Origin of the sequence: Achromobacter sp. (assembly GCF_032102605.1) — a bacterium.
Classification (GTDB): domain Bacteria; phylum Pseudomonadota; class Gammaproteobacteria; order Burkholderiales; family Burkholderiaceae_B; genus Achromobacter.
In genome coordinates this window covers 1-21,175 of the sequence record NZ_DAMDGT010000015.1, presented here as the reverse complement: position 1 = coordinate 21,175, position 21,175 = coordinate 1, and the positions used below count along the sequence as shown (strand labels likewise).

The following is a 21,175-nucleotide window of genomic DNA, read 5'->3' as shown; positions in this document are numbered from 1 at the left end:
TTGCTAGGTCGTGGTAAAACACTATCCCAATACCTGAAAATCGGCTGCTTCGTCTCCCTGACAGCAATCGTAGGAGGCCTAAAGCTTGATCAAAGCATTCATCGGGTTTCGAATGGCTAGGTCCAGACATAGTTAATGCTTCTTACATCAAAATACGATAATGACGCTTGTCAGCATCGCTGGACATCATGAGCCTATATTCCATGCCGCTCGCTACCGCAATCTGGTTGGCGAACTCCTTCTTTGCTTGAACGACTGCGTCGTCGATTTGGTTGTCTGCTTTGACTTCCACAATCACGTATTTTTCAGAACCATCTGGCTCTTCCCTCACAAATACGAAATCTGGATAGTAGCTACGTACAGTCCTTGAGTCCGGATCAATGTATTGGATGAAGAAGTCAGACTGGCCATGGGTCAGCATCCCGGTGAAGTAAATCTTCTTCACCCGCTGCTCACGCAGCAGATCCCAGAACAACCAGCTTTCAGAGCCAGAGTCGAAGCAGTAGGTGTCGAGGTGGAAGCTCTTGGCACGCTCATCATCCTTGATTTGGGCGTCTTCCCTCCGGACCATCTTGTCCTTGGCCGCTGTGACCTCGTAGTAGCCATTTGGCGGAAGCTTGATAAGATCGACCTCGTGCTCTTCGGTTTGCTGTGATTCGTCAAGGTCATAGAGCTGACGAAACAGGCGTGGAATGAGTTCGTCATAGAGCAACTCATTAAACTCATTTGTCATCGCAACCAGGTCCGCAGTGCCCTCCTTGGTTGCGTCCAACAACTCTTCAATTTCCAGTGGACTGCGGTTCAGATAGCGCGACACTTCTGCCACCAACGTTATAGGCGAGAAGGTTCTTTTCTCGCGCCGCGCGGTCAAATCGAAGGTACGGCTCGTTGACGCTCGAGCAGCTTCCGCCGCAGTTAGTCCATCCTGTTGCGTCTCGATTAGCCGGTACTTTTCAACCAGCTCGTTCCACTTTTCACGGGATGGACGTTCTGGAAACAGTTCATAGCCTGGCGAAATCACCTTATCACGCATGTTGTACTGCTTGCGCACACGAACCAATTTGATCTTGACCGGTGGTTCGGTAACACGCACCTGAACGCGCTCCTTGTCCTTGGCGACTTTTTGAAGCTCATCAGCGCTAATGCGGAAGTTCTGTTGTAGCTCCTCGTTGAGGGTGTTGAGGTTGGAGTCCGAGAGGAAGACGTGGCCGGTATGCTGGGCTTCGCCGATGGCGCGCAGACAGCGCATGGTGGCTTGCAGAACAAATACCTTCGATTTCGGCTCGCGGAACAAGCCCACGCCGAACAGCGAACGGCAGTTCCAACCCTCGCGTCCTTTGTTGACCAGCAGGATGAACTGCTTCTCCGAACCTTCAGTATCGAGACGATTGAACTCGCGGATGTCGTCGTTGGTGGTGATCTTGCTGTCACCCACGTTGACCAGGATACGCGAGGTGGGAATGCCGTGTTTGAGCAGCGCACGCTCGACGGCAGGCTTCAACTCTTCGGTCAGCTCTTCCACGGTGGCCGCAAAGAACGCCAGCTTGGGCAGCATTCCTTCCGGGCGCAGCTCACCTGATCCTTTCAGGAAGTTCTCGATGGCGATGTCCACAAACTCATCGGTGCGGGTGTTGGCATAACCGTGCAGCGTCACCTTTTTGAGGAAGCCCTTGTCGATGGCATCCTTCAGTCCGTAGGCGTACACCACTTCCGGCAACACCTCACGCCCGACGTAGGGCGTGCCAGTGTAGTTGTAGCAGGCCACCACGCGCGTGCCCGCTGCGTTCAGGCTGGCGGCCAGGATGTCGATGGTAGTACGCAGGCTGGTGTCCGTTTGAGCGCCGACGCCCATGTCCTTGGCCAGCGCCTTGCCGAAGGCGTGGTGGGCCTCGTCCACGTAGATGCCCAACTGCTCCAGGCGGCGCAGCTTCTCGAAGCGCTGGTTAGTGGTCAGTTCACCTTCTTCTTCCGGCTGGTCGAAGTTGTAGAGGTCGGCGGCATCAGCATAGACGCTGGTTGCCGAGAGTGTTTCGCCAGTCGCGCCGAACAGCTTGTCAACGGAGGTTTTCTCCTTGTGCTGGCGCTTGAGAATGATCTTCTGCGTGTTGGATACGATGATGTTGAAGCGCGAGCGATCCAGCGTGTCCAGCGAGGTGCCAGCTTCTTCGAGGTAGTGGAAGCGCAGGTGCGTGGTCAGGAAGTTGACGTACTCCGGCGGCACCACGCTGGTGAGGTCGAACGCCTCAATCTCCTTCAGCGATTGCAACACCGTCTTGTCCGGTGCGAACACCAGCGCGTTGTGGCAGTAACGCGCGTCCTTCTCGAATTTGTTGCCCAGCAGGAACTCATAGAAGATGCAGGTCGCCATCAGGATGGTCTTGCCGGTGCCCATCGTCAGCGCGAAGATGTAGTTCGGGTAGGCGCGCGAGTTTTTGCGCATCGCCGCGAACACGGCCTTGTACTGATCTTGCGTGATCTTGTCGAAAAGGCCGACCTGGCCCGCGTTGCCCGACACCACGCCACCCTCGGCACGGTCAGCGAAGCGACCTTGCTTCTCGAACCACTGCTGGAAGATCTCCTCGACCTTGGCGTTGCCGAGGAACTCCTTGAGAAAGATGTAGGTTTCCAACGCCTCGAACTGCGGCTGGCGCAGGAAGGCCTTGGGGTTTCGATCCGGGTTGTTGAAGTCGAGGAACTTGCGGGTCAGTTCCTTGTAGTGCTGGCGGATGGTGCCCCGGTTGGCCTGATAGAACTGCCAGAGAAACTGGAAGAACGCGAAGTCGAGCGAAGCGCTCACCGCCTTGGCTGCGCGTTTAGTCGCCATTGGTCACGCTCCCTTCCCAGGACTCCGACAGCAAATCGGTGATCTTCACGCGGATGGTGCCCGCGTCATCCGGCACCTTGTACACGCCCTTGACCATCTCGTTCTTGCCCGGGATATCCACCACCGCCGGTTGTAGCACCGCGCCATCGTAGTTCCAGTCGATCAACACCGACTCGGCCAGCTCCTTCCAGTCCTCGACCGCTTCCTTTTGCAGCGAGAGCTTTTGCAGTAGGTTCATCGGGTAGAACTTCTCGATGACCAGTTCGCCCTTCTTGATCGACACTTTGGCCTGCGAGTCGCGCTTGAACTCCAGATCGGCCTTGTCGCGCAGGATGTCCACCACTTCCACGTCGATCTTGAAGGGTTTGGCGGCCAGTTCCAGTTCTGCTCGCAAGGTCGGCTCGTGGCCCATGCAGACGAGGGTGATTTTCTCGACCGGGCGGTTCGGGCTTTCGTTCTGCTTGCGCTCCCATGCCTTGTAGTCGAAGCCTGCTATCAGCTCGTTCAGGTCAGCGCGGGTGGCGATACGATTGACGGGCATGATCTTGACCATGCGCCCATCCTTCTCGCCGTCGAATACGGTGCTGAATTCGAGTTTCTGAACTTCCAATGCTTCGATCAACAGATCCTTGGCCTGCGCCGGATTCCGGAAAACGTCATAGTGGTTGACGTTGTGCAATTCGAATCCGGTGAAGGGGTTCGCTTCCCCATCAAGGTTCTGCTGACGCAGCTCCTCAGAAACGCCCAGAAGACGTTTTGTGGTTGTCTGGATCGCGCCGAGATTGATATCAGCACCAATGAAGCGACGTCCGAGCTTCATTGCTACGGCTTGGGCAGTTCCTGATCCCATGAAACAGTCAAAAACGATATCCCCCGGTTTTGAGCTGGCGAGGAGAATGCGCTCCAAAAGTTCTTCTGGTTTTTGCGTTGGATAGCCAGTTCGCTCTCTTGCCGCTTGGTTTACGGGATTGATGTTCCACCAGTCCAACGGAAGGCTGCCGTCTTTTAGGTAGTGTCTAAAAACAAGTTCAGGATTGGTTTTTTCCCATTCAGGGCTTACGTCTCGATGCCACTGGATGGGGCTTCCAGCTACATTCTTACCAAAAAGTCTATAACGGCCATTTTCATCCTCGTATCGGTACTTCTTGATGTTCTCCTCGGTATGGGGTCGCAATACTGCTTCATAGTTGAACGTCCACTCCTCAGATTTTTTGAAAAACAGAATTGTGTCGTGCTTTGTATTCCAGTACTTCTTGCTATTTGCGGCATCTGAATAACACCAAATGACGTCATTCAAGAAGTGCTCCTGACCGAACACTTCCTCCATGATGCAGCGAAGATGATGTGACTTGTGGGAATCGCAATGAACGTAAATGCTCCCGGTCTTGGAAAGCAGTTCACGCATTAGGACAAGCCGCTCGAACATGAACTGCAAATATTCATCGTTCGACCATAAATCTGTGTACTGCTTTTCCTCAAAGACGGGCTGATCCGTAGTCGTTGACTTCCCACCAAGTTGTACCTTTTTCTTGTAATCAGCGCCGGAATCAAACGGCGGATCGATGTAGATCAAATCAACCTTGCCCCGGAACTCCTTCAGCAGATGGCTCATCACCTGAAGGTTATCCCCCCAGAAAATCTTGTTGCGCCAGCCGTCCACTTCTTCGCCGTGGACTTCCTTCAACTGCGCCGGGTAATACTGCGTCGAGGTGAACGGGCGCTTGCCGCGCCAGTTGAGCATCGGGTAGCCCTTGATCGGCTGGAACTCATACTTCTCGACGTTGGTGGTACCGCCATCGGGCGTGGCCAGTTGCAGGCTGTCCTGCGCGGGGGTGTTCTTGCTCATCAGTTGCTCTTCCTGAATTTCCAGTTCTTGTTGTCGCAGTAGGCGCGCATGTCGCAGCTCAGGCACAGCTTGGCCGGGCGTGTCGCAATCCCATAGTCCTGCCGCTCGATGCGGGCCACGATGTCGTCGAAGCGCGCGATGGTCTTGCCGATGGCGCGATCGTCTTTGCTGAAGGAGACGTAGGGATTCCCGCCGTCCTCGCCGGTGTAGTACAGGTGCATCCGGCTGACTTTCTGGCCGGTGCGTTCCTCAACCAGGTGGGCGTACACCTCCAGCTGGCTCTGGTACTGGCGCAGCCGATCCCGATCCTTTTCCATGTCGGGCTTTTTCTCCGACTTGAAGTCGATGATCTCGACCGTGCCTTGTTCACCGCGAATCAGGTCAACGCTGCCCTTGAGGATGTACTGATCCTTGACCAGCGAAATCTCGACCTCGGCTTCCTTGATGCGATCCCAGTTGCCGTTCTCGCGCTCGTAGTAGCGCAGCACGTGCAGCAACGCGGCCTGCTGCGAGCTGGGCGCAAGGTACACGCGCTCCTTCTTCGACAGCAGGGCGTAGTTGGCCGCGAACCAGCTCTTGATGCCGTCTAAGGTGATGGTGCTTTCCTCGCCGCGCAGCACGGTCTTGTGGATGTCCTCGATGGTTTGATGCACCAAGGTACCGAAGAGCATCGGGCTTTCGCGGATGGCGGCGAATTCCAGTTCCTTGAAGAAGCGGTACTGTTCGGCGCAGTTCTCGAACACGGTGATGTCCGAGGTGAAGGAGTATTCGCGCTTGAGGTTGATCTGCTTGACCGCCTCATAGGTCAGCGCCGACAAATCAACATCGCGCCAGCTCGGCACGTCGTAGAACAGGCGCTCGAAATACTTCGACGGCGACTTGCCCCGACCTTGCTTTTCCTGCGCCGCCAGCACCAACAGGTTCTGCGCACGCGAGAAGGCCGTGTAGAACAGCCGCCAGAAGTCGAAGTTCTTGATGTGGTCGAGCGGCTCGAAGCGCTCTTTGGAGAGGTAACCGCCGTCTTCCAGCAGCACGTCGAGCGCGCCGTACTGCTTGCGCGGCACCGCCTCCAGCGAGCCGCACACCACCACCGGAAACTCCAGCCCCTTGGACTGGTGGATGGTGAGGAACGACACACAGCCCTTGGGTGCGTACTCGGATTCATCCTCATACTCGCCAATGCCACCATCGACGAGGAAGCGGATGAACTGGTTGAACAGGTCGCGGAGGTTTTTCTCCAGGAACTCGGGGTTGAGCACGCTTACATAATGCAGGTATTCAAATTTCGTTAGTAGCTTGGAAAAAGTACCAAGGTTGCGTGCCGCACGCCCTTTATCCACGCCTTGTACGGCCTCTTCGGCAAGAAAACGCGAGAACAGTGGAAATTGCAGCAGTTGGTAGAACACGCCGGAGAAGGAATAGTCTGTATTCTGTGCCAAGACAGCATGGCGTTTGGCCAGTGGGCGTGCCCATTCCAGCAGCTGCTTGTTTTCTGGCTTGCGTAGTTCGTCTATGAAAGGCTTGAAGCACTGGTGGTCGTAGTAGTCCCAAATTGCCAACTTGGCATCCTGTGCCCACTTTCTTATTTCGCCAAGTTGCGGATTTCCGTACTGAGGAAAAACAAAAAGGAGCGCGCCGATCATCAGGCGGATTTCCTCTCGCTCGAAGAACATGTTCGAGCGTGGCGAGAACACCGGCACACCCTGCGCTTCGAGGAAGCGTGCGAGCGTCACCACCTTGTTGTTTTTGACCGAGCGGAACAGAAATGCTACTTGATTCCAGTCTGTAAGCTGACCTGATGCCTTTAGCTCATTGAGGAAGGCCAGCACTTCTGCATGCCAGTTGGTTGTATCGTCCTTGTCATCGCTGGCAGCCAGTCGCACCGTCGTGGGCATGTCGGGGAAGTCGTCCTCGCGCGGGACAATCCGCTTGGCAAAGCGGAAAGAACGAGTGCCGTCGTCCCACGTTTGTTCGCGCATCCACTCGTTGTAGAAGCGAATGATGTCCGGGTGCGAACGGTAATTGACGGTCAGCTGTACCTGCTTACACTGGCCCTCGTCGAACAGCGCGGGGAACTCCAGAATGTTGCGGATGGTCGCGCCGCGAAAGCGGTACAAGCCCTGGTCATCGTCGCCGACCACGCACAGATTCTTTTTCTCGCCCGCCAGCAGTAGGAGGATGCGCTCCTGAATGGTGTTGGTGTCCTGGTACTCGTCCACCATCAAGTAAGACAGCTTCTCGCGCACCTGCATCAGGACTTCGGGGTGCGTCTCCAGCAACTGCAGCGCCTCGTACTGAATGCCTGAGAAGTCGAGCGAGTTGTTCTCGTGCAGCAGTTCCTGGTACTTAGCAAAGCACGCGGCCAGCGCGCGGATTTCCACGTCGGGGGCCGCGGCCAGTGTGGCAACGTCGAGCGCTTCTTCGCTGACCTTGTTGAGCCACTTGAGCAGATTCTCCGACTGCGCCCAGCGGCCCGACTGGTCGTCGCCCATGACGAGCTGGGCATCAGGCAGTTCGCGGAATTCCTTGATGCGCTGGTACAGAAAGTATTGCTGGTCGAACTGATCGAACAACGTGAAGCTGCGCTTGAGCCGGGTGAACTCTCGGTAGTCCTCCAGCAGCCTCAGACAGATGGAGTGGAAGGTGCCGAGGTACATCTCGTTCAGGTTGAACTTGATGCCCAGATCGGTCAGCCGATTGGAGATGCGCGTGGTCAGCTCGCGCGCGGCCTTGTCCGTAAACGTCACTACGAACAGGGACTCTGGAGCAATTCCCTTGTTCGTAATAAGGTAGACAATCCGTTCAACCAGTGTGAACGTCTTGCCTGAGCCAGGCCCGGCGATGATCAACACAGGGCCATCAGTGGCAAGAATTGCCTCCAGTTGCTGAGCATTGGCCGTGCTTTGCAGCTTTGCGTCAGTGGAGATCATGCCTTTTCCCCATAGGCGACTCGGCCAACAGCAGCAAAGCTGAGGCTAAAAACCAACTGACCAACCATGTTCGACTTAATACGCAATAGCTCCTCCTACTCGAGGGCAAGACCCTGACTAACCATTACTTCGACTTTAAATTCGCCACTCCCAAAAACTCAGAAGATAGTTTTTTGCTACGAAAATCTGCTCTAGGGAAATAACACTTACAACGCTTTAATCGGCCCCCTGGACGTATCCGGCCTAGGATCGCGATATCCCGGGGCCAATCGTGCATTGCTTGCTCCGTACAGTGCCAGAGGGTCCTTCAGCCAAAGAGCATACTCAAGCCCCTCAAGGCTATGGTCAGGAGAACAATCGATCGTGGACATTCGAAGCATGTAACCCGCATTCGCTGCCCGGACTTTGACGTGCAGGACACCGTCAGGCATGTCGTAATCCATCATCACCACCTCGGGACGCGGGTGGCTTGGATGCGGAACTAGCTCGAGCTCAATGATCCGGTTCCACTGGACATCCTTTTCGGCTTTTTCTTCCTCGCCGATGGGGCTCTCCTCTAAGACGACGGGGTTCTCCATACGAGTGAGCACGAAATCACGGAATCCTTTACGCCTGCGATCGAAGGCCCGTACGTGCCATCGAATGCCGATGTCGACAAGGGCTATGGGAACGATCTCACGTTCGGTACGACCACTTTCTACTGATGTGTAGACAAGCTTGACCGCTTTGCCGCGGTTGATGGCACGCGTAATAGGTGCCAAGACCGACATCTTGGGCTGATTCAGCGCTGTAGGAAACTCGCATCGGACCATCGACTTCAGGGAATCACCCACCCCTTCGCCAAACCCATGGGACAACGCCGTTAGTACGCGTTGAGGCGAATGATCGAACAGGGGAACGAAGCTCTCTGTAGGGCGATAAACCTTGTCGACGTTGTCTAGAACCAGGTTTTCAGGCGCGATCTCCCTGTACTGCGCGATGTCACGAGTCGCCGCAGCCGGACCAGTGCCAAAGCGGCCCACTACATCAGCACGTCGCAGCTCCCCAAGGAAGTACAACTTGAAATCTATGTGCGACAGCCGCTCACGCTGGGCTTGAGTCAGCTCATCCAGTAGCGCGCGTCTCTGTTCAGTCGTGTTCGTAGTCATCCCAAGATAATAACAAACCATGCGACGTAAAGCGATATATTTATGTGCTTGATCTAATCAGTTTGATGATGTATAGTGATCTCACGAACTATGAATGGAGGCTTACATGGCAAAAAACCATCCAGTCGGAGACGGCCATCGAGTTGGCGCGGTGCGAGATCGCAGCCAAACACAGACCCCTTCTGGTCATTACGTCAAACGTGATACCGGAACAGGCCGCTTCATGGACGTTAAAACATCGGACAAGACCCCGTTCAAGGGTGTGCGTCGCGAGATACGGTGACCTACATGCCAGATCAACGTCCATCTTGCACAGCACGGGCGCATCGCTCGCCCCTGACCGAACCCTTGCATTGGTCCTACTCGCTCGTGATGAAGGAGGAATTTGGATGTTGACTGGGCACGACACTCACTTGCCAGACCAAGGCGCAGAGCCTAGTCAGGATCTAGGAAGCCAGACTGGCGCTACAGCTCCCTTCCATGTTTTGGCGCTATCCGGCGGCGGCTTCCGGGGGCTGTACACCGCCACCGTCTTGAAGCACCTGGAGGAGCAGCTGGGAACGCCGCTGGCCAAGCGGTTCGATTTGATCTGCGGAACCTCAGCTGGTGGCTTGCTTGCTTTAGGGCTAGCAGCCGAGATTCCGGCGCCTCAGTTGCAAGACATGTTCGAGCACCATGGCAGTCGCATTTTTGGTGGCTCAGGGATCAGGCGCCTTCTTCCTCCAATCTTCAAAGCCAAATATGCGCCCGACGGACTGAAGGCAGTCCTAACCGAAAACTTTGGCGATCTCACCCTCGGCGACCTGAAGCATCGCGTACTTATCCCGACGGTTAACTACTCCAAGGGCAACGGGCAGTTCTTCAAGACGCCACACTCCCCAAGGTTCTTCATGGACTACAAGCGCAAGCTTGTGGATGTCGGGTTGGCGACTGCCGCAGCGCCGACGTACTTCCCGCTGCACGCCATCGGAGAAGAAGGTGTCTTTGCTGATGGTGGTCTGGTCGGCAACTCTCCAGGCTTCTTTGGCTTACATGAGGCCCACCACGCCTTGGGGGTGCCGCGCGGGAAAGGAAACGTCCGAGTCCTTGCGATTGGGACGATGACCCTGGGTGCAACGAAAAGTGGCAGCACGGGCCTTGACTGGGGTATCAAACAATGGGGAACACGAATCTTCGACCTCGTCATATCTTCGCAAGAACACTCTGTCGACGCGATGCTGAGCCATCTGCTCGAGGAAGACTATGTCCGGATCGATGACCCTGCCACACCGGATCAGAGCAAGGACATTGCAGCTCTCGATGTGGTCACTCCAGCCTCCATCGAAGTGCTAAAGAGCCGAGGAACACAGGCCGCCCGTCGGGCTCTGGGTGATAAGGCACTGACACCATTTTTGAATCACACCGCCGCCACCCCCGTGTTCTTCCACGGGCCTAACAAAACCGTGGAGAACCACCATGCTTAACCTGAGCCCTCTCTTCTACTCTGGCGTGGAACAACCTACGCTCCTGGATAACATCACCCTTTCGGATCAACGTTGCGAGTTCATCCTGGAAGCCAAGGAGGCTATCCGTACCCAGTTGCGCACCGGGCTTCCGGCCGTTCTTAAAGAGCTTGGGCACCCAGGGGCGGCTGTTCAGCCGCGCTTTTTCACGCAAGGATCTTGGGCATACAAGACGCTCAACGCACCTGCGTATCCAGAGCAACAAGCGGACATCGATGATGGCGCTTACCTGCCGCTGAGTTTCATGCGGCTCACCTCGAAGCCAAGCATAGCCAGCAAGGTGTTTTTCGCGGCAGCTGAAACAGCCCTGATGCCACTGGTTCAAGAACGCAAATGGCGCCTCATTACTGACAAGCCAACGTGTATTCGTATTGAAATAGCCCAGTTCGCTCATATCGACGTTCCTTTGTACGCAATTCCGGATGAGCAGTTTGAACAGCTGCGCAAAGCAGCTCTCTCTACACACGGCTACTACGCTCTTGATGAGGCGATGAAACGCGCCGAACGCGATGCTTGGACAGCACTACCGCACGATCAGGTGCTCCTCGCCCACCGGGAAGACGACTGGGTTAAGTCTGATCCACGACCAGTAAAGCGGTGGTTCCTCGGCGAGGTAGAACGACACGGCGAACAGTTCCGCAGGGTTGTTCGCTATCTCAAAGCCTTTAGGGACTGGCAGTGGGTACAGGGAGGCCCGTCATCGATCCTTCTTATGGCTGCGGCGGCTCCTTTGTTCGATTCGCGTGATCGCAGAGACGACCTTGCTTTGCTCGACTTGCTTGATAGCCTGCCCGGGGCCCTGCGAGAAGGCGTTCTTTGCCCGACAGACCCCAATGAGTCGCTAACGGAGCGCCTCGGAGCGCCTGGCGTCGAGGATGCTGCGCAGAAGCTGGAGCAGCTTGAAAGGTCGCTCCGGGGAGCGATTCATGCTAGCTCGCCAAGCCAGGCGATCATCTGGGTACAAGGGCAGTTCGGACCAAGGTTCCCGAATGCCCCTGAGCGCGTCAAAGCAAGCTCCGCTACAGCAGTGGTTCAAGCCACTCCGGCAGCGATTGTGTCAACGCCGCTCGTAGGGCGTACTCAGGCCGGCTGATGAGCGACGAGACCCAGCTGTCTAAGCTTACCCGCGCGATGAAATCACGAGGGTTCGCCTACATAGGGCGGGATGCGAACGATTGGCTAGCGTTCAAAGGGGTCATGGCAGCAGCAGACGCCACACACGCAGCGTATGTAGCTGTTGATCCGGCCGGCGTGGAGCTTCCTCGCATTGGTGTACAGCTACCCCGTGGAACGCCGAGTGTTTTAGCCCATGTCGGTGCCAACGGCCAAATCTGTTACGCCGCCCAAGGGAGCGTCGTTCTGGATATTTTTGACATCGCTGGCCAGACGTTAGGCTGCCTTGATCGGGCCGAGGAAGTCTTGGATCTATCGTTGCGCGGCAAGATGGATCAGGACCTAGAGGACGAGTTCTTCGCGTTCTGGCATGGTGATCTCTGCTTTCTTGACATCTACCCCGGCGATCCAGGAGCACTCGACATCCTGTTTGCCAGGCGCGGCAATGCCGAAATCAGCGCTGTATTCGTCACTAACGATGTAACCCGCACTCGCGAGAAGCTTCAGGCCATGTCGCTCCAAGAGCGAGAAGTACTGAAGGGAGCTGCTTTCAGGGTAAGCACTTCTGCAAAACCAAAACCATCACAAGGTGTATGGCCACCTCCAACGGTAGCCGCGATGTTGAAATGGCAGGGGATGCTTGATCCGGCGGCAAGGCGCAACATAGAGCGCCGGTTGCTTCAATCGATGTCTGCCAGGCAGAGCGTGGCACTGTGCGTCGTAGATTCACCATTGACACAGTACGCCTTCTGGGCTGATTTCGAAGTCAAAGATCAGCAGGACTCTCGATCACGACAAGATCCAAGAGTAATGCTCTACGCCTCAAAAGTGCATCCTATGATTTCGATCAGAATGGACGATAAATACGTCGCCGAACGCAACGTGCCTGGGAATCCGACTCTAGCGGGCAAGCGCATCGCCCTTCTTGGGTGTGGAACCATCGGAGGCTTTCTGGCGGAATTGCTGGTGAAGGCTGGCGCTGGCCTGAATAATGGCGATTTGGCCCTCATTGATCCAGATATCCTGCTTCCACAAAATGTCGGCAGACACCGCCTAGGGCTAAATCGAGCATTACAGAAGAAGTCCAATGCTCTAAGGGAAGAGCTTTCGCTCGCAGCGCCGACGGCTAAGATTCGAAGCCTACCCGTGAGAGCGGAGGAAGTCGACCTGACCTCCTTCGACTTGATCATCAATGCAACAGGAGAAGAAGCATTAGGCCACTACCTGACACGCGCAACCACTGACTCAGGGAATTTTGTCCCGACGCTGTCTGTGTGGGTTGAGGGGCCTGGCGTCGCAGTACGAGCTCTGTTTCGCGACACTGAGCAAGCAGCATGCACTCGCTGCCTTTCAGACGCCCATCGAATCTCGCTTCACCCCGTAGTAAACGAGCCGGTGCCGATCGAGTTGGCGGGGCACGGATGCGAAAGCTTATATGTACCCTTCCCAGCCAGCGTCTCGGTTCAGGCCGCATGCCTGGCTATCGAAATGACAACCAGTTGGGCGGCGAACCAACCTAGCCCACGGCTGCGCACTCGAGTGACTCGACCTGGCTTTAGTCAAGCCGCACCCGATAGCGATCCAGTGCGGCAACCCACGTGTGCAGCATGCCATTCGTAGCTGAATGGTCGACTGCGGACAAACGCAACCTAGTGGTTTTTTCGCCAGATGTTCTCAGGGTTTTCAAGCGTTATCGGCAACGATTCTTTTGGCAGCCGGAGGGCGGAGGCATTCTCTTAGGGCGCAGGCGCGGCAAGCATCTTGAGGTCATGCTTGCAACGGAACCGAGTCCTAAAGACAGCCGCTCAGCATTTTCCTTTGTTCGTGAAGCTGATGGGCATGCGGAACTTGCTGAACAAGCCTGGCGCCAGGGCGAAAAGCAGATCGACTATCTTGGAGAGTGGCACACTCACCCGCAGAGGGTGCCGACTCCGTCAAGCATCGACCGGCGTGAATGGGGGAAATTGGTACTTCAACGGCCTAAGTTAACGCCCATTTTGGTCGTCGTGGTCGGTACGAAAGCAATACATGCGGAACTCATTGATGGCACTCAAGGTAAGGTGCTGTCGCCAATAGAATTGTCGGAATAGGCCCTACTCGACCGACAACGCATAGGACAACAAATCTGGCACCCAGGCGGCCAGCGGCCGCAGCCCTATTCGGTTGTTGGCTCCTGCGTTCCGTAGGGGCTAGTCGATTCCCCGCCTGTACCACCTCGGCTCTGGGTGCAGAAACTGGGCATCCGCGCTCAATGTGAGCGCATCAGCCGCAGATCGAGTTGCGATGCCTCGGACTGCTGGATGACTTATTAGATCGCCTAGCAATTTACACCGCCACTTACACCGTCAGCTACACCGCCACTTTCTCCAATGGCGGGCGAAGCCTGCAGGCTCTCGCTGTAGGCTTTGTTTCGTTGACCGTCCGGCAACTCAGCCCCAGCCAAGGAGACTGTAATGGGCTCCTCAGGTTCGGTCACCTTCTCGGCTACCGGAATGGGCACCACAAGATAGAACGACGATGCCACGGCCGGCAGCGCGACAGCGCCAAACGCCAGTGCGCACGAAACAGAAAGAAGGGATTTTTTCAGCATGAGCATACCTTTAGGGTTGTACGTCCTAAGGTATAGCTCCGGTCCGTGACCCATGATTTGGCTTGAATTTCTTCAGGTGTGGATGGCAATGGCTTGCCCATGAAATACCAAAAGGGCAAGCCGGCACTTGTCAGCTAGGCGCTTCGATGCCGCGAGCGGCCATAGCAAGAAAGCCTCAAGCCGATGCCGCACCCAGGCGGCCGGTGGCCGCAACACCAGCTGTGTGACCAAGCTCCTTGTACGACGCTCCGGGTTTACGGATCCCGCTGGCGAGGTCGAGTGGGTGCAGAGGTCGTCCACCCCTCAGCCCTGGGTGCAGAAACCGAACGTCCTTGCCCGAGGGCGTTCTCAAACCGAAGGACGAGTTGCAATGCGACCAGGTAGCGAGATGACTCCTTGCTTGCGCATCACCTCAAGATTTCGGCTCCATCCTATGAGGGGGGCTATGCATGCTACAGAGTCTACATAGTCTATGGCGGTGTTCTCTCGCGCAAAACTCCGCTTATTTGCGATGTGTTTTCTGTCGTCAGCCCGGTCCGTGTGCTGCAGCCTACAAGCTTTCGTGCTGTAGCCTACAAGTTTTGATGCTGTAGCCTACAAGTAAACGTGCTGTAGCCTACAAGTGGTTTTGAGCGCTATTTTCGCCCAGGCAATGTCACAGAATCAGGTGGGGGGGGGAACTCTCCGGTGCGTATTGACTCCGTCAAGGATCTCCAATGCGGAGCTATACATCGGAATTCACTTTTCCATAGAGTTTATGAGTAGCGCAGAAATATCATCGATCAAGGACGAAGTGTCTCGTCCCGAGACACTTCAAGTCATTTTCCGTTCTCCCAAAGGGAGGAGTGATGGCTTCCAGGGCGCATGCCATGGGAGGAAGAATGACTAAGCTCCAAGACGTATCCCGTACCCAAAAGTTTCGCGCTCTTGCCGACGCTACAGCCCGGGCCGCTACGGATGCGGCCCCTCTTGAACGAGAGAAGCTGCTCGAAGCGTCGAGCACGTTGTCTTCCCTTGCTCGATCCAGCGAGCGACGCATCAAAGGAAACGATGATGCCGTCAAGCTTCTGCCTTCAAATGCTACCAAGGCGGAAGTAACTTCATCACGTCGCCGTCAGGCGACTCGGCACGGTGTAGATACGTACTTGCCCAGCCTGTCTGATGTTGTCCAGATCATGCCGCACGAACTGCTGCGCTGTTCATTATTCTCCAGCAATCGTACTGTGCAGGCGAAGAATGAACAGGTTCTATCGGGTGATATCTCCCTGCTGGTCGCCAACAAGAAAATCGCGTCATTCAACAACGTGACGGTTGAGCTTAGCGGATACGAGCTGTGCCAGTTTGACCGAATCGTCTATGCAACATGTCTGGACTACTACCGCGAGCGCCCTCTTTCCCGAGAGATGGAGCGCAGGTACGTGGCAACCAACTTCTATGAGTTCACCCAGAGGATGGGGCGTTCATACAGCACCATTCTTCATCGCTCGACACGTGCAAGCCTGTTGCGCTTGAGCTTTGCTCAACTGCGTATTCGCAAAGAGCGTCTAAACCTCGAGGTGCCCAAACTTCTCTCAGCTTCATTCGAAGACAGCGAGCAGGGCTCCGGATCGCTGGTTGAGGTAGGGCGACCGAGGGGAAGCGACCGACTATGGCTGCAGGTGGGAGAGTCTGTTGCCGAGCTTTTCGGCCCTGGTGCGTGGTCTGGGTTCGATCAAAAGATGGCTCACTACACGGGGCTCCAGGGATGGCTGGCAAGCTTTTATGCCACGCATCAAGCTCCGCTTTGGCTTGATGTGAAGAAGCTCTATGACCTGTCTGGCTATGAATCCAGGTTCAGCAATTTCCGGAAAGGGTTGTGTGAGGCGCTCGACAAGCTCAAGGCTCCTGGCACGCCACGATCGTGCAAGATTGTTGACTATCGGTTCACCGCAGATGGCACGAAGGTCGAAGTACACAAGGCGGCTTGGAAAGCCGCGTAGTAGCTCAACTGCGCACAAGTCGATCAAACCGGCATGACTACGGTCATGATTCAGCTCATTTGCCTATACCGTAGGCGAAGCTTTTTTGCTGAGCCACCTTTGCCCGATGATTACCTGAGGTTTGTACCCCTTTTCAGTTGAAAGGTGAAAAGCCGTGAAAGGGAATAAATCCAAAAAATCAGATAATTACAAAATCGTCAGGTATTTCACTCCGTCGTCTATAACTGCTTCGCAGACGGCAGAAAACCAAGGTGGTTCGGCTAGAAAGAGATTTATGAGCCAGCCATTAACCTATCGAGTACTGCTCGAAAACCTGAATCGCCAAGTTGATCTCCAAACCATCAACGCCCAGACCGCAGCAAACCGCGCAACCGTGTTGCGAAGCTTTCTACGGGCCAATCGCTTGAGCATGGATGATGTCATCGGCAGCGAGATGCGCGTTAGCCACATGGAAGCCCTGGAGCGCTTCTTTAACTCTCTGGTGGACGAAGGAAAATCGAACCGAGACATCTCCAACAATCGATCAATGATGCGACGCTGGAAAGAGGCCGTCGTCGAGCTAGACACGACAGCGGCCCTGGGTGCCGACAGTCAGACGCCGTTCCAGCAGACGCTCCGAAGCGTAATTGCAGACCTACCCGTTGCCCATGTAGCCCGGCGAGCAGGCATCCCAAAAGACATGCTCTGGGGCTGGTTGCACGGGAAGATTCCTCGCGCGGGTAGTGCTCGATACCTGCTGCGCCTGGAAGGCTTCTTCGGCCTGGAAAGAAACCTACTGGTGAACCTTTCCGGGATGCGTCCTTACGGCTTCAAACCAAATGTCGGTGGCACGCCAGCGCCTGTGCCGTTCAATCAAAAGATTGTGGAGCTCACGAAGTTGCAGTTCTGCGCTAAGCCCGATGAGGGCTCATTGTTGCAAGAGCAATGGACTGATTTTCTCCGATATAAAACATCAGCCGTCCCAAGCTATAAGCGCAGCCGCCTCGCCAAGTGGCGGTTTTCTCCCTGCCCCATCACACCGCTAAGGCCATCGAGTTGGTTTGAGTTTCTGGATGGCCGAGAGGTACCGTCAGCAAGAATCAATTGGTACAAGACGGCCTCGTATCTCGGTTGGCTCAGTCTCGACAAAAGTGAGGGTGGGTTGGGTATGGCTAACGAAGTGGCCGAAACAATGGGTTGGCTGGCAGTGCCTGACCATATTGAGCAATACGTGGAATGGCACCGCAAACGGGTGGGTGCTCTGAACCGTGGAGTGCGACAGTTCTTTGGGTTCATTGGGTCGATTGTGCGCCCTGAGGTTGGCTATTTGCGACAACGCCCCGAGCTCCTGAAAACTCTTCCGGAGAAATACTGGAGCTATGACTGGGAGACGCTGTGCCAGCGTCAGTTTGAGCTGCTTGACCAGTTAATGCAGTCGTACAAGGATGAGATTGTCGCTTCCAGAGGTTCCATGGAGCCCTTGAAGCACATTCTGCAAGCCCCACAGCCAATGGATGCCATGGCCGATATGATCCAGCGGATTCGTGCTGATCGCCCAGTTGGTCAGCCCCGCAGAGAGGCCTTCTGGGCCCGTGATTTGGTGCTTTTGAGAATGCTGATAAGCAACCCGCTGCGGTTTCGTATGCTTGCAAGCTTGACTTGGAGAGCCGATAACACAGGCGAGTTGTACCAGCGTTCTGACAAGTCGTGGTGGATTCGCATCTCAAGGACGAAGTTCAAGAACGTGAAGGGAGCGGCGGGTGATGGGGACTATGACAGCCAGGTTCATGCGTCCGCTTGGCGAGATATTGAGCGCTACCTATTCAATTTCCGACCCAAGCTATTGCGCGAGCCGACTGACTTGGTCTTCCTGGCGATGCCGTCCCATGGCGTGACAGAGCACAGGCCTTGGGAGGGGCTGAGTCGGCATGTGGCCAAACTCACAGCTCGATACCTCGTGCGCTGTGTCGGGATTCGCGCCCACGCCTTCCGGCATATCGTTGCAACATCGATCTTGAAGGCGAACGGAGGGGATTACAAGACGGCAGCGCTGGTTCTCAATGATCGCCCTGTAACGGTGGAGCGCCACTATGCATGGCTGCGCTCGAACGATGGTAGCGAGCGCATGGCTGAGTTGTTAGATAGTTCGTTCAAGCGGATGTAGGGAACGCTGATTGGTGCCGCTCGGATCTCGTGAGCGGCACCAGCCGGGTGAATCAGCAACCCGAAGCGGTCATTGCTAGCTGTGGCGCTCTTATTCTTCGCCGGGGTCTGGTCCCCAGTCAGGGCCCACATCGCCATAATCGACGGCAATCCTTCGGCTATCCGGCTCGACCTCAACTTCAACCAATTCGGCGTCTCCTGCGAGGTCACCCTCGAACGTCAGGATGACCCTTAGATCCATAGGCACGTCAACCGTTGCCGAGGCTGAACCAATGGAAACCTCATCTTTATCAATTGGATCTGTAACCGAAAAATCGAAGGAAGAGGAGACTTCAATCGTCGCTTCTACGGCAGCTTCAATAACCAGCACATCTTCGTCTGGTTTATCGATTACTCGAAACGGTTTACGCGTTTTTAAGTCGTTTTCTATATAAATAGAAGCAACGTTGATGTCATAAACATCTGCGTCATAGAAATAACCCGAGCTTACTTCCGGCATGAACATCATATGATCTGTAGCATCCCGCACTGCATTTTCTATAGCGCGCTCAATTGGTAGCGGATCCTGATTAAACCGTTTGATTAGTCGAGCACAAGCGACCTCAGCATTTTGATGAAAGTAGCTCAGTGCGTTTGCAAGGTCGTGGGTAGCTACTAAGTGAGGGGAGGTCTTGCAATATCGAACCCAATCGGAATCTTTCGATACGACAAGTAGCTGGAGATCCTGCTCTTTGGCCCAGTGCTCCAGTGCCTGGAGCGCAAATGCGTCTGGGAACTCGCTCTTCTTAGCTGCTGATTTTCCAAAAGGAGGAGTAGCCGAAAAGTAGTCATCTAGGATACGGGCGACACTCACTCGACTAGCGGATTCGACTGTTTCTACTGCTGAGGATTCGATGAAAGCGCTTATTCTTCGATGAGCATGTTGCTCCGGTGTCTCATCTCCGAAAAGTGCACGCATAGCGTCATCTTGGCGCTCTGGATTGAATTGCCAAGCCTTGCTGGCGGACTTTAGCCCAGCTCGAACTTTGGTCTGCCCATCGATGGCTTCTGATATCACATGAGATCTCACCTCTTGAACAACCACTTCTGACAGTACGACACGAATATTTGTGTCATTGAATTGTTTAAGTCGAGCAAGCAAACCGTGTTCGAAACGATTGCCGTTTTCTGAAAAGATGGACGTGTCCAGAGTGATCGCTGAAATTTCTTCTCCAGCGATCGCATCTTTGATTTGGTCGTCATTTAGATCCATGTCGGATACTTCTATTCCTAAGCAATTCTTATTACACGAGCCTCAGCATATTCCCTAACCAATAGGTTCCTTATCGTGAACAGTCGCTAAGAAAAGAGCGGTTTGAACTAATTAGAGGAATTTTGAAATCGGGAGAGCGTTTTTTAGCGAGGATAGAGACTCTTGGCAGCTTCGGCTAAAACTTTAGAGCGAGTCACTATGGCGTCCTCGTCCCAGGCGTCTTCAGTCATCAAGCTGCCGTTGATGCTCAGCACAGTGTTAGCGATCAGCAGATTTTTCTTAATGGGGAACGACTTGTTCTGCGCCTCACGGTTGACCGACAGGTTTAACAATGTGAGATTACCCAACGTCGGGATTGCCTTGTCACGCTGACGGATAGCCTGGTCCTGACTTGATAGGATACCGCCCATGAGCTCTTGTTGTTCTGCGAATTGGGCATCGACGGATGTCGCCTTGGAGCCATCGGAGAGTGCCCAATGCTCATACCAGGATCTCGGCAAGATATGGTCGATATCAAGGTTGGACAAGTCTGGGATGGTGGGCTCTTCAGTGCGCTTGGTCGAGCGTAGCCAGCCTTCCAACTCAGTGAGCAACATGCGGCACCGACCTGCGTCAAGGTTGCCGTAGTAAATAGCTGCTGTCTGGAGGGCATGTGTGAATTCATCGTCGTCAGGCCAGCGTGACACAGGACTGCTGGGTGATGAGGCTAGAAGGTCTCTCAACGCGACACGGGTCATAGGCCCTTTGATCCATTGGCGCAGCATCGACATGAACCAGTTGTTGTAGTTCTTAGGGGTCAGGCCACAAACTGCACGGCGTACGACATAGGAGACGATATCGTTGAACATCGCTGTCTTCTCGCTGTCCGGCAAGTCGGCTATTGAAATGCGCAATGCAAGTGGATGGGTGGTTGTAGTGTCAAAGGGCTGGAGACGTCTGCCGAACCTGGCTACAGGCAAGGGGCCTTCTCCTTCGATCAGTTGAAGATAATGCTTGGCATAGGTATCAAGCATATCCAATTGCTGGGTTGTGGTCTTACCTTGAGAGTGGCTTTTAAAATCTACGTACAGTCGGGCCAGATCGCCTTCCTGCCCAGTCTGTGCACGAATAGCAGAAAAAATCAGCCACTCCAACCGTGGTTTAGTGATGCGACCTCGGCGCTCTTTGGTTTTCCACGTTTCTTCTTCAAACTGCTTCCACTTACCGTCGTACAGCAATGCTGAATCTTCAGTGGCGCTGTCGACACTCATAAACAAGTAATTACGGATCAAGTCCGTAGCATCGAGCTTCGCTCCACGACCGTTCAAGGTTTCAAAAATAACCTGGGCATCATCGTCTTTCTCTAACTGAATCATCACCACTTTTAGGTCGGTCAAGATCGCCAGAACCAACGCTTCGACGGCATCAGCGCCACCGTTGTCCTTGATCCAGTTCAAGGCCCAATCGGCGAAATTCCAGATGGCGTCCAACGCCGCAGGATGAGTGATGCCAATTTGCCGGAGGGTGCCGGATTTGGTGAAGTGCTCGGGGAACCGGGATTGCAGCGTAACCAACTGGTCAGCGGTCATGGCCTCAACAAATGCCTTCTGATCGGAGAACGTCGGCCAGACTTTGAATACTTCAACGGCCGCGTTGGCCATGGTGCTGGGGTTTGGGTTATCCAGCACGGCGGCCAAATAAGACTCATAGTCCTCAATCTCGAGCTCGCGGGTGGCTAAACGGATACCGGCCAAGACATACTGTAGAGTCGTCAACCGCTGTTGACCATCGATTATGTGGAGAGTGTCGACACCTCGCGTAAGCTCCCCCTTCAGGTAGACACCAACCGGTAGAATTTCGGAGCCTCCCT

The 21,175-nt window shown here is 54.9% G+C and carries 13 protein-coding genes; 6 read left to right on the top strand and 7 right to left on the bottom strand.

Going from position 1 to position 21,175, the window contains the following annotated elements; genetic code table 11:
• Positions 1-142: 142 nt before the first annotated feature.
• The 4 genes from RT614_RS24330 to RT614_RS24315 form a co-directional block, all read right to left on the bottom strand.
• Positions 143-2,824 (bottom strand): TnsA endonuclease N-terminal domain-containing protein, encoded by a 2,682-nt coding sequence (locus RT614_RS24330; RefSeq protein ID WP_313624737.1) that lies wholly within the window; start codon positions 2,822-2,824, stop codon positions 143-145.
• Positions 2,814-4,670, bottom strand: a complete 1,857-nt coding sequence (locus RT614_RS24325; protein ID WP_313624736.1) for a site-specific DNA-methyltransferase — start codon at positions 4,668-4,670, stop codon at positions 2,814-2,816. Before RT614_RS24325 ends, RT614_RS24330 begins: the two co-directional genes overlap by 11 nt.
• Positions 4,670-7,600, bottom strand: a complete 2,931-nt coding sequence (locus tag RT614_RS24320; RefSeq protein WP_313624735.1) for an ATP-dependent DNA helicase — start codon at positions 7,598-7,600, stop codon at positions 4,670-4,672. Before RT614_RS24320 ends, RT614_RS24325 begins: the two co-directional genes overlap by 1 nt.
• Before the next feature lie 206 nt (positions 7,601-7,806).
• The gene (locus tag RT614_RS24315) at positions 7,807-8,748 is read right to left on the bottom strand and encodes a helix-turn-helix transcriptional regulator (protein ID WP_063568525.1); all 942 of its coding nucleotides are present in this window, start codon (positions 8,746-8,748) and stop codon (positions 7,807-7,809) included.
• A gap of 392 nt (positions 8,749-9,140) precedes the next feature.
• Between RT614_RS24315 and RT614_RS24310 the strand changes: the two genes are divergently transcribed.
• From RT614_RS24310 to RT614_RS24295, 4 genes are read left to right on the top strand one after another with little or no spacing between them, the layout of a single operon-like run.
• A complete protein-coding gene (locus RT614_RS24310) occupies positions 9,141-10,211 on the top strand; it encodes a CBASS cGAMP-activated phospholipase (protein ID WP_236747602.1) in 1,071 nt (356 codons plus the stop codon).
• Complete coding sequence (locus RT614_RS24305; protein WP_313624734.1) at positions 10,204-11,343, top strand: CBASS cGAMP synthase; 1,140 nt, start codon at positions 10,204-10,206, stop codon at positions 11,341-11,343. The genes RT614_RS24310 and RT614_RS24305 overlap by 8 nt, the downstream gene beginning before the upstream one ends.
• On the top strand, positions 11,343-12,983 hold the full coding sequence (locus tag RT614_RS24300) for a ThiF family adenylyltransferase (protein WP_313624733.1): 1,641 nt from the start codon (positions 11,343-11,345) through the stop codon (positions 12,981-12,983). Before RT614_RS24305 ends, RT614_RS24300 begins: the two co-directional genes overlap by 1 nt.
• Entirely contained in the window at positions 12,971-13,453 is a 483-nt protein-coding gene (locus tag RT614_RS24295) for a Mov34/MPN/PAD-1 family protein (RefSeq protein WP_313624732.1), read from the top strand. Before RT614_RS24300 ends, RT614_RS24295 begins: the two co-directional genes overlap by 13 nt.
• 227 nt (positions 13,454-13,680) lie before the next feature.
• Here RT614_RS24295 and RT614_RS24290 read toward each other — a convergent pair whose 3' ends face one another.
• On the bottom strand, positions 13,681-13,953 hold the full coding sequence (locus tag RT614_RS24290) for a hypothetical protein (RefSeq protein ID WP_146074693.1): 273 nt from the start codon (positions 13,951-13,953) through the stop codon (positions 13,681-13,683).
• 881 nt (positions 13,954-14,834) lie between these two features.
• On the opposite strand from RT614_RS24290, the gene RT614_RS24285 reads away from it, so the two are divergent.
• Both RT614_RS24285 and RT614_RS24280 read left to right on the top strand, forming a co-directional pair.
• On the top strand, positions 14,835-15,932 hold the full coding sequence (locus RT614_RS24285) for a hypothetical protein (protein ID WP_313624731.1): 1,098 nt from the start codon (positions 14,835-14,837) through the stop codon (positions 15,930-15,932).
• Between the two features lie 154 nt (positions 15,933-16,086).
• Positions 16,087-18,075 (top strand): hypothetical protein, encoded by a 1,989-nt coding sequence (locus RT614_RS24280; RefSeq protein ID WP_313036635.1) that lies wholly within the window; start codon positions 16,087-16,089, stop codon positions 18,073-18,075.
• A gap of 90 nt (positions 18,076-18,165) precedes the next feature.
• Here the strand turns inward: RT614_RS24280 and RT614_RS24275 are convergent, their stop codons facing one another.
• Positions 18,166-19,326 carry a PIN domain-containing protein gene (locus RT614_RS24275; RefSeq protein WP_313624730.1) on the bottom strand — a complete coding sequence of 387 codons (1,161 nt, stop codon included), beginning with the start codon at positions 19,324-19,326 and terminating at the stop codon, positions 18,166-18,168.
• Positions 19,327-19,469: 143 nt separating this feature from the next.
• A partial coding sequence (locus tag RT614_RS24270) for a DUF262 domain-containing protein (RefSeq protein ID WP_313624729.1) occupies positions 19,470-21,175 on the bottom strand: 1,706 nt, incomplete at its 5' end.

What these genes read in the sequence shown, in the direction of transcription:
- RT614_RS24330 (WP_313624737.1), bottom strand. Translation starts at nt 2,824, where the DNA reads ATGGCGACTAAACGCGCAGCCAAGGCGGTGAGCGCTTCGCTCGACTTC.
- RT614_RS24325 (WP_313624736.1), bottom strand. Translation starts at nt 4,670, where the DNA reads ATGAGCAAGAACACCCCCGCGCAGGACAGCCTGCAACTGGCCACGCCC.
- RT614_RS24320 (WP_313624735.1), bottom strand. Translation starts at nt 7,600, where the DNA reads ATGATCTCCACTGACGCAAAGCTGCAAAGCACGGCCAATGCTCAGCAA.
- RT614_RS24315 (WP_063568525.1), bottom strand. Translation starts at nt 8,748, where the DNA reads ATGACTACGAACACGACTGAACAGAGACGCGCGCTACTGGATGAGCTG.
- RT614_RS24305 (WP_313624734.1), top strand. Translation starts at nt 10,204, where the DNA reads ATGCTTAACCTGAGCCCTCTCTTCTACTCTGGCGTGGAACAACCTACG.
- RT614_RS24300 (WP_313624733.1), top strand. Translation starts at nt 11,343, where the DNA reads ATGAGCGACGAGACCCAGCTGTCTAAGCTTACCCGCGCGATGAAATCA.
- RT614_RS24295 (WP_313624732.1), top strand. Translation starts at nt 12,971, where the DNA reads ATGCCATTCGTAGCTGAATGGTCGACTGCGGACAAACGCAACCTAGTG.
- RT614_RS24290 (WP_146074693.1), bottom strand. Translation starts at nt 13,953, where the DNA reads ATGCTGAAAAAATCCCTTCTTTCTGTTTCGTGCGCACTGGCGTTTGGC.
- RT614_RS24285 (WP_313624731.1), top strand. Translation starts at nt 14,835, where the DNA reads ATGACTAAGCTCCAAGACGTATCCCGTACCCAAAAGTTTCGCGCTCTT.
- RT614_RS24275 (WP_313624730.1), bottom strand. Translation starts at nt 19,326, where the DNA reads ATGGATCTAAATGACGACCAAATCAAAGATGCGATCGCTGGAGAAGAA.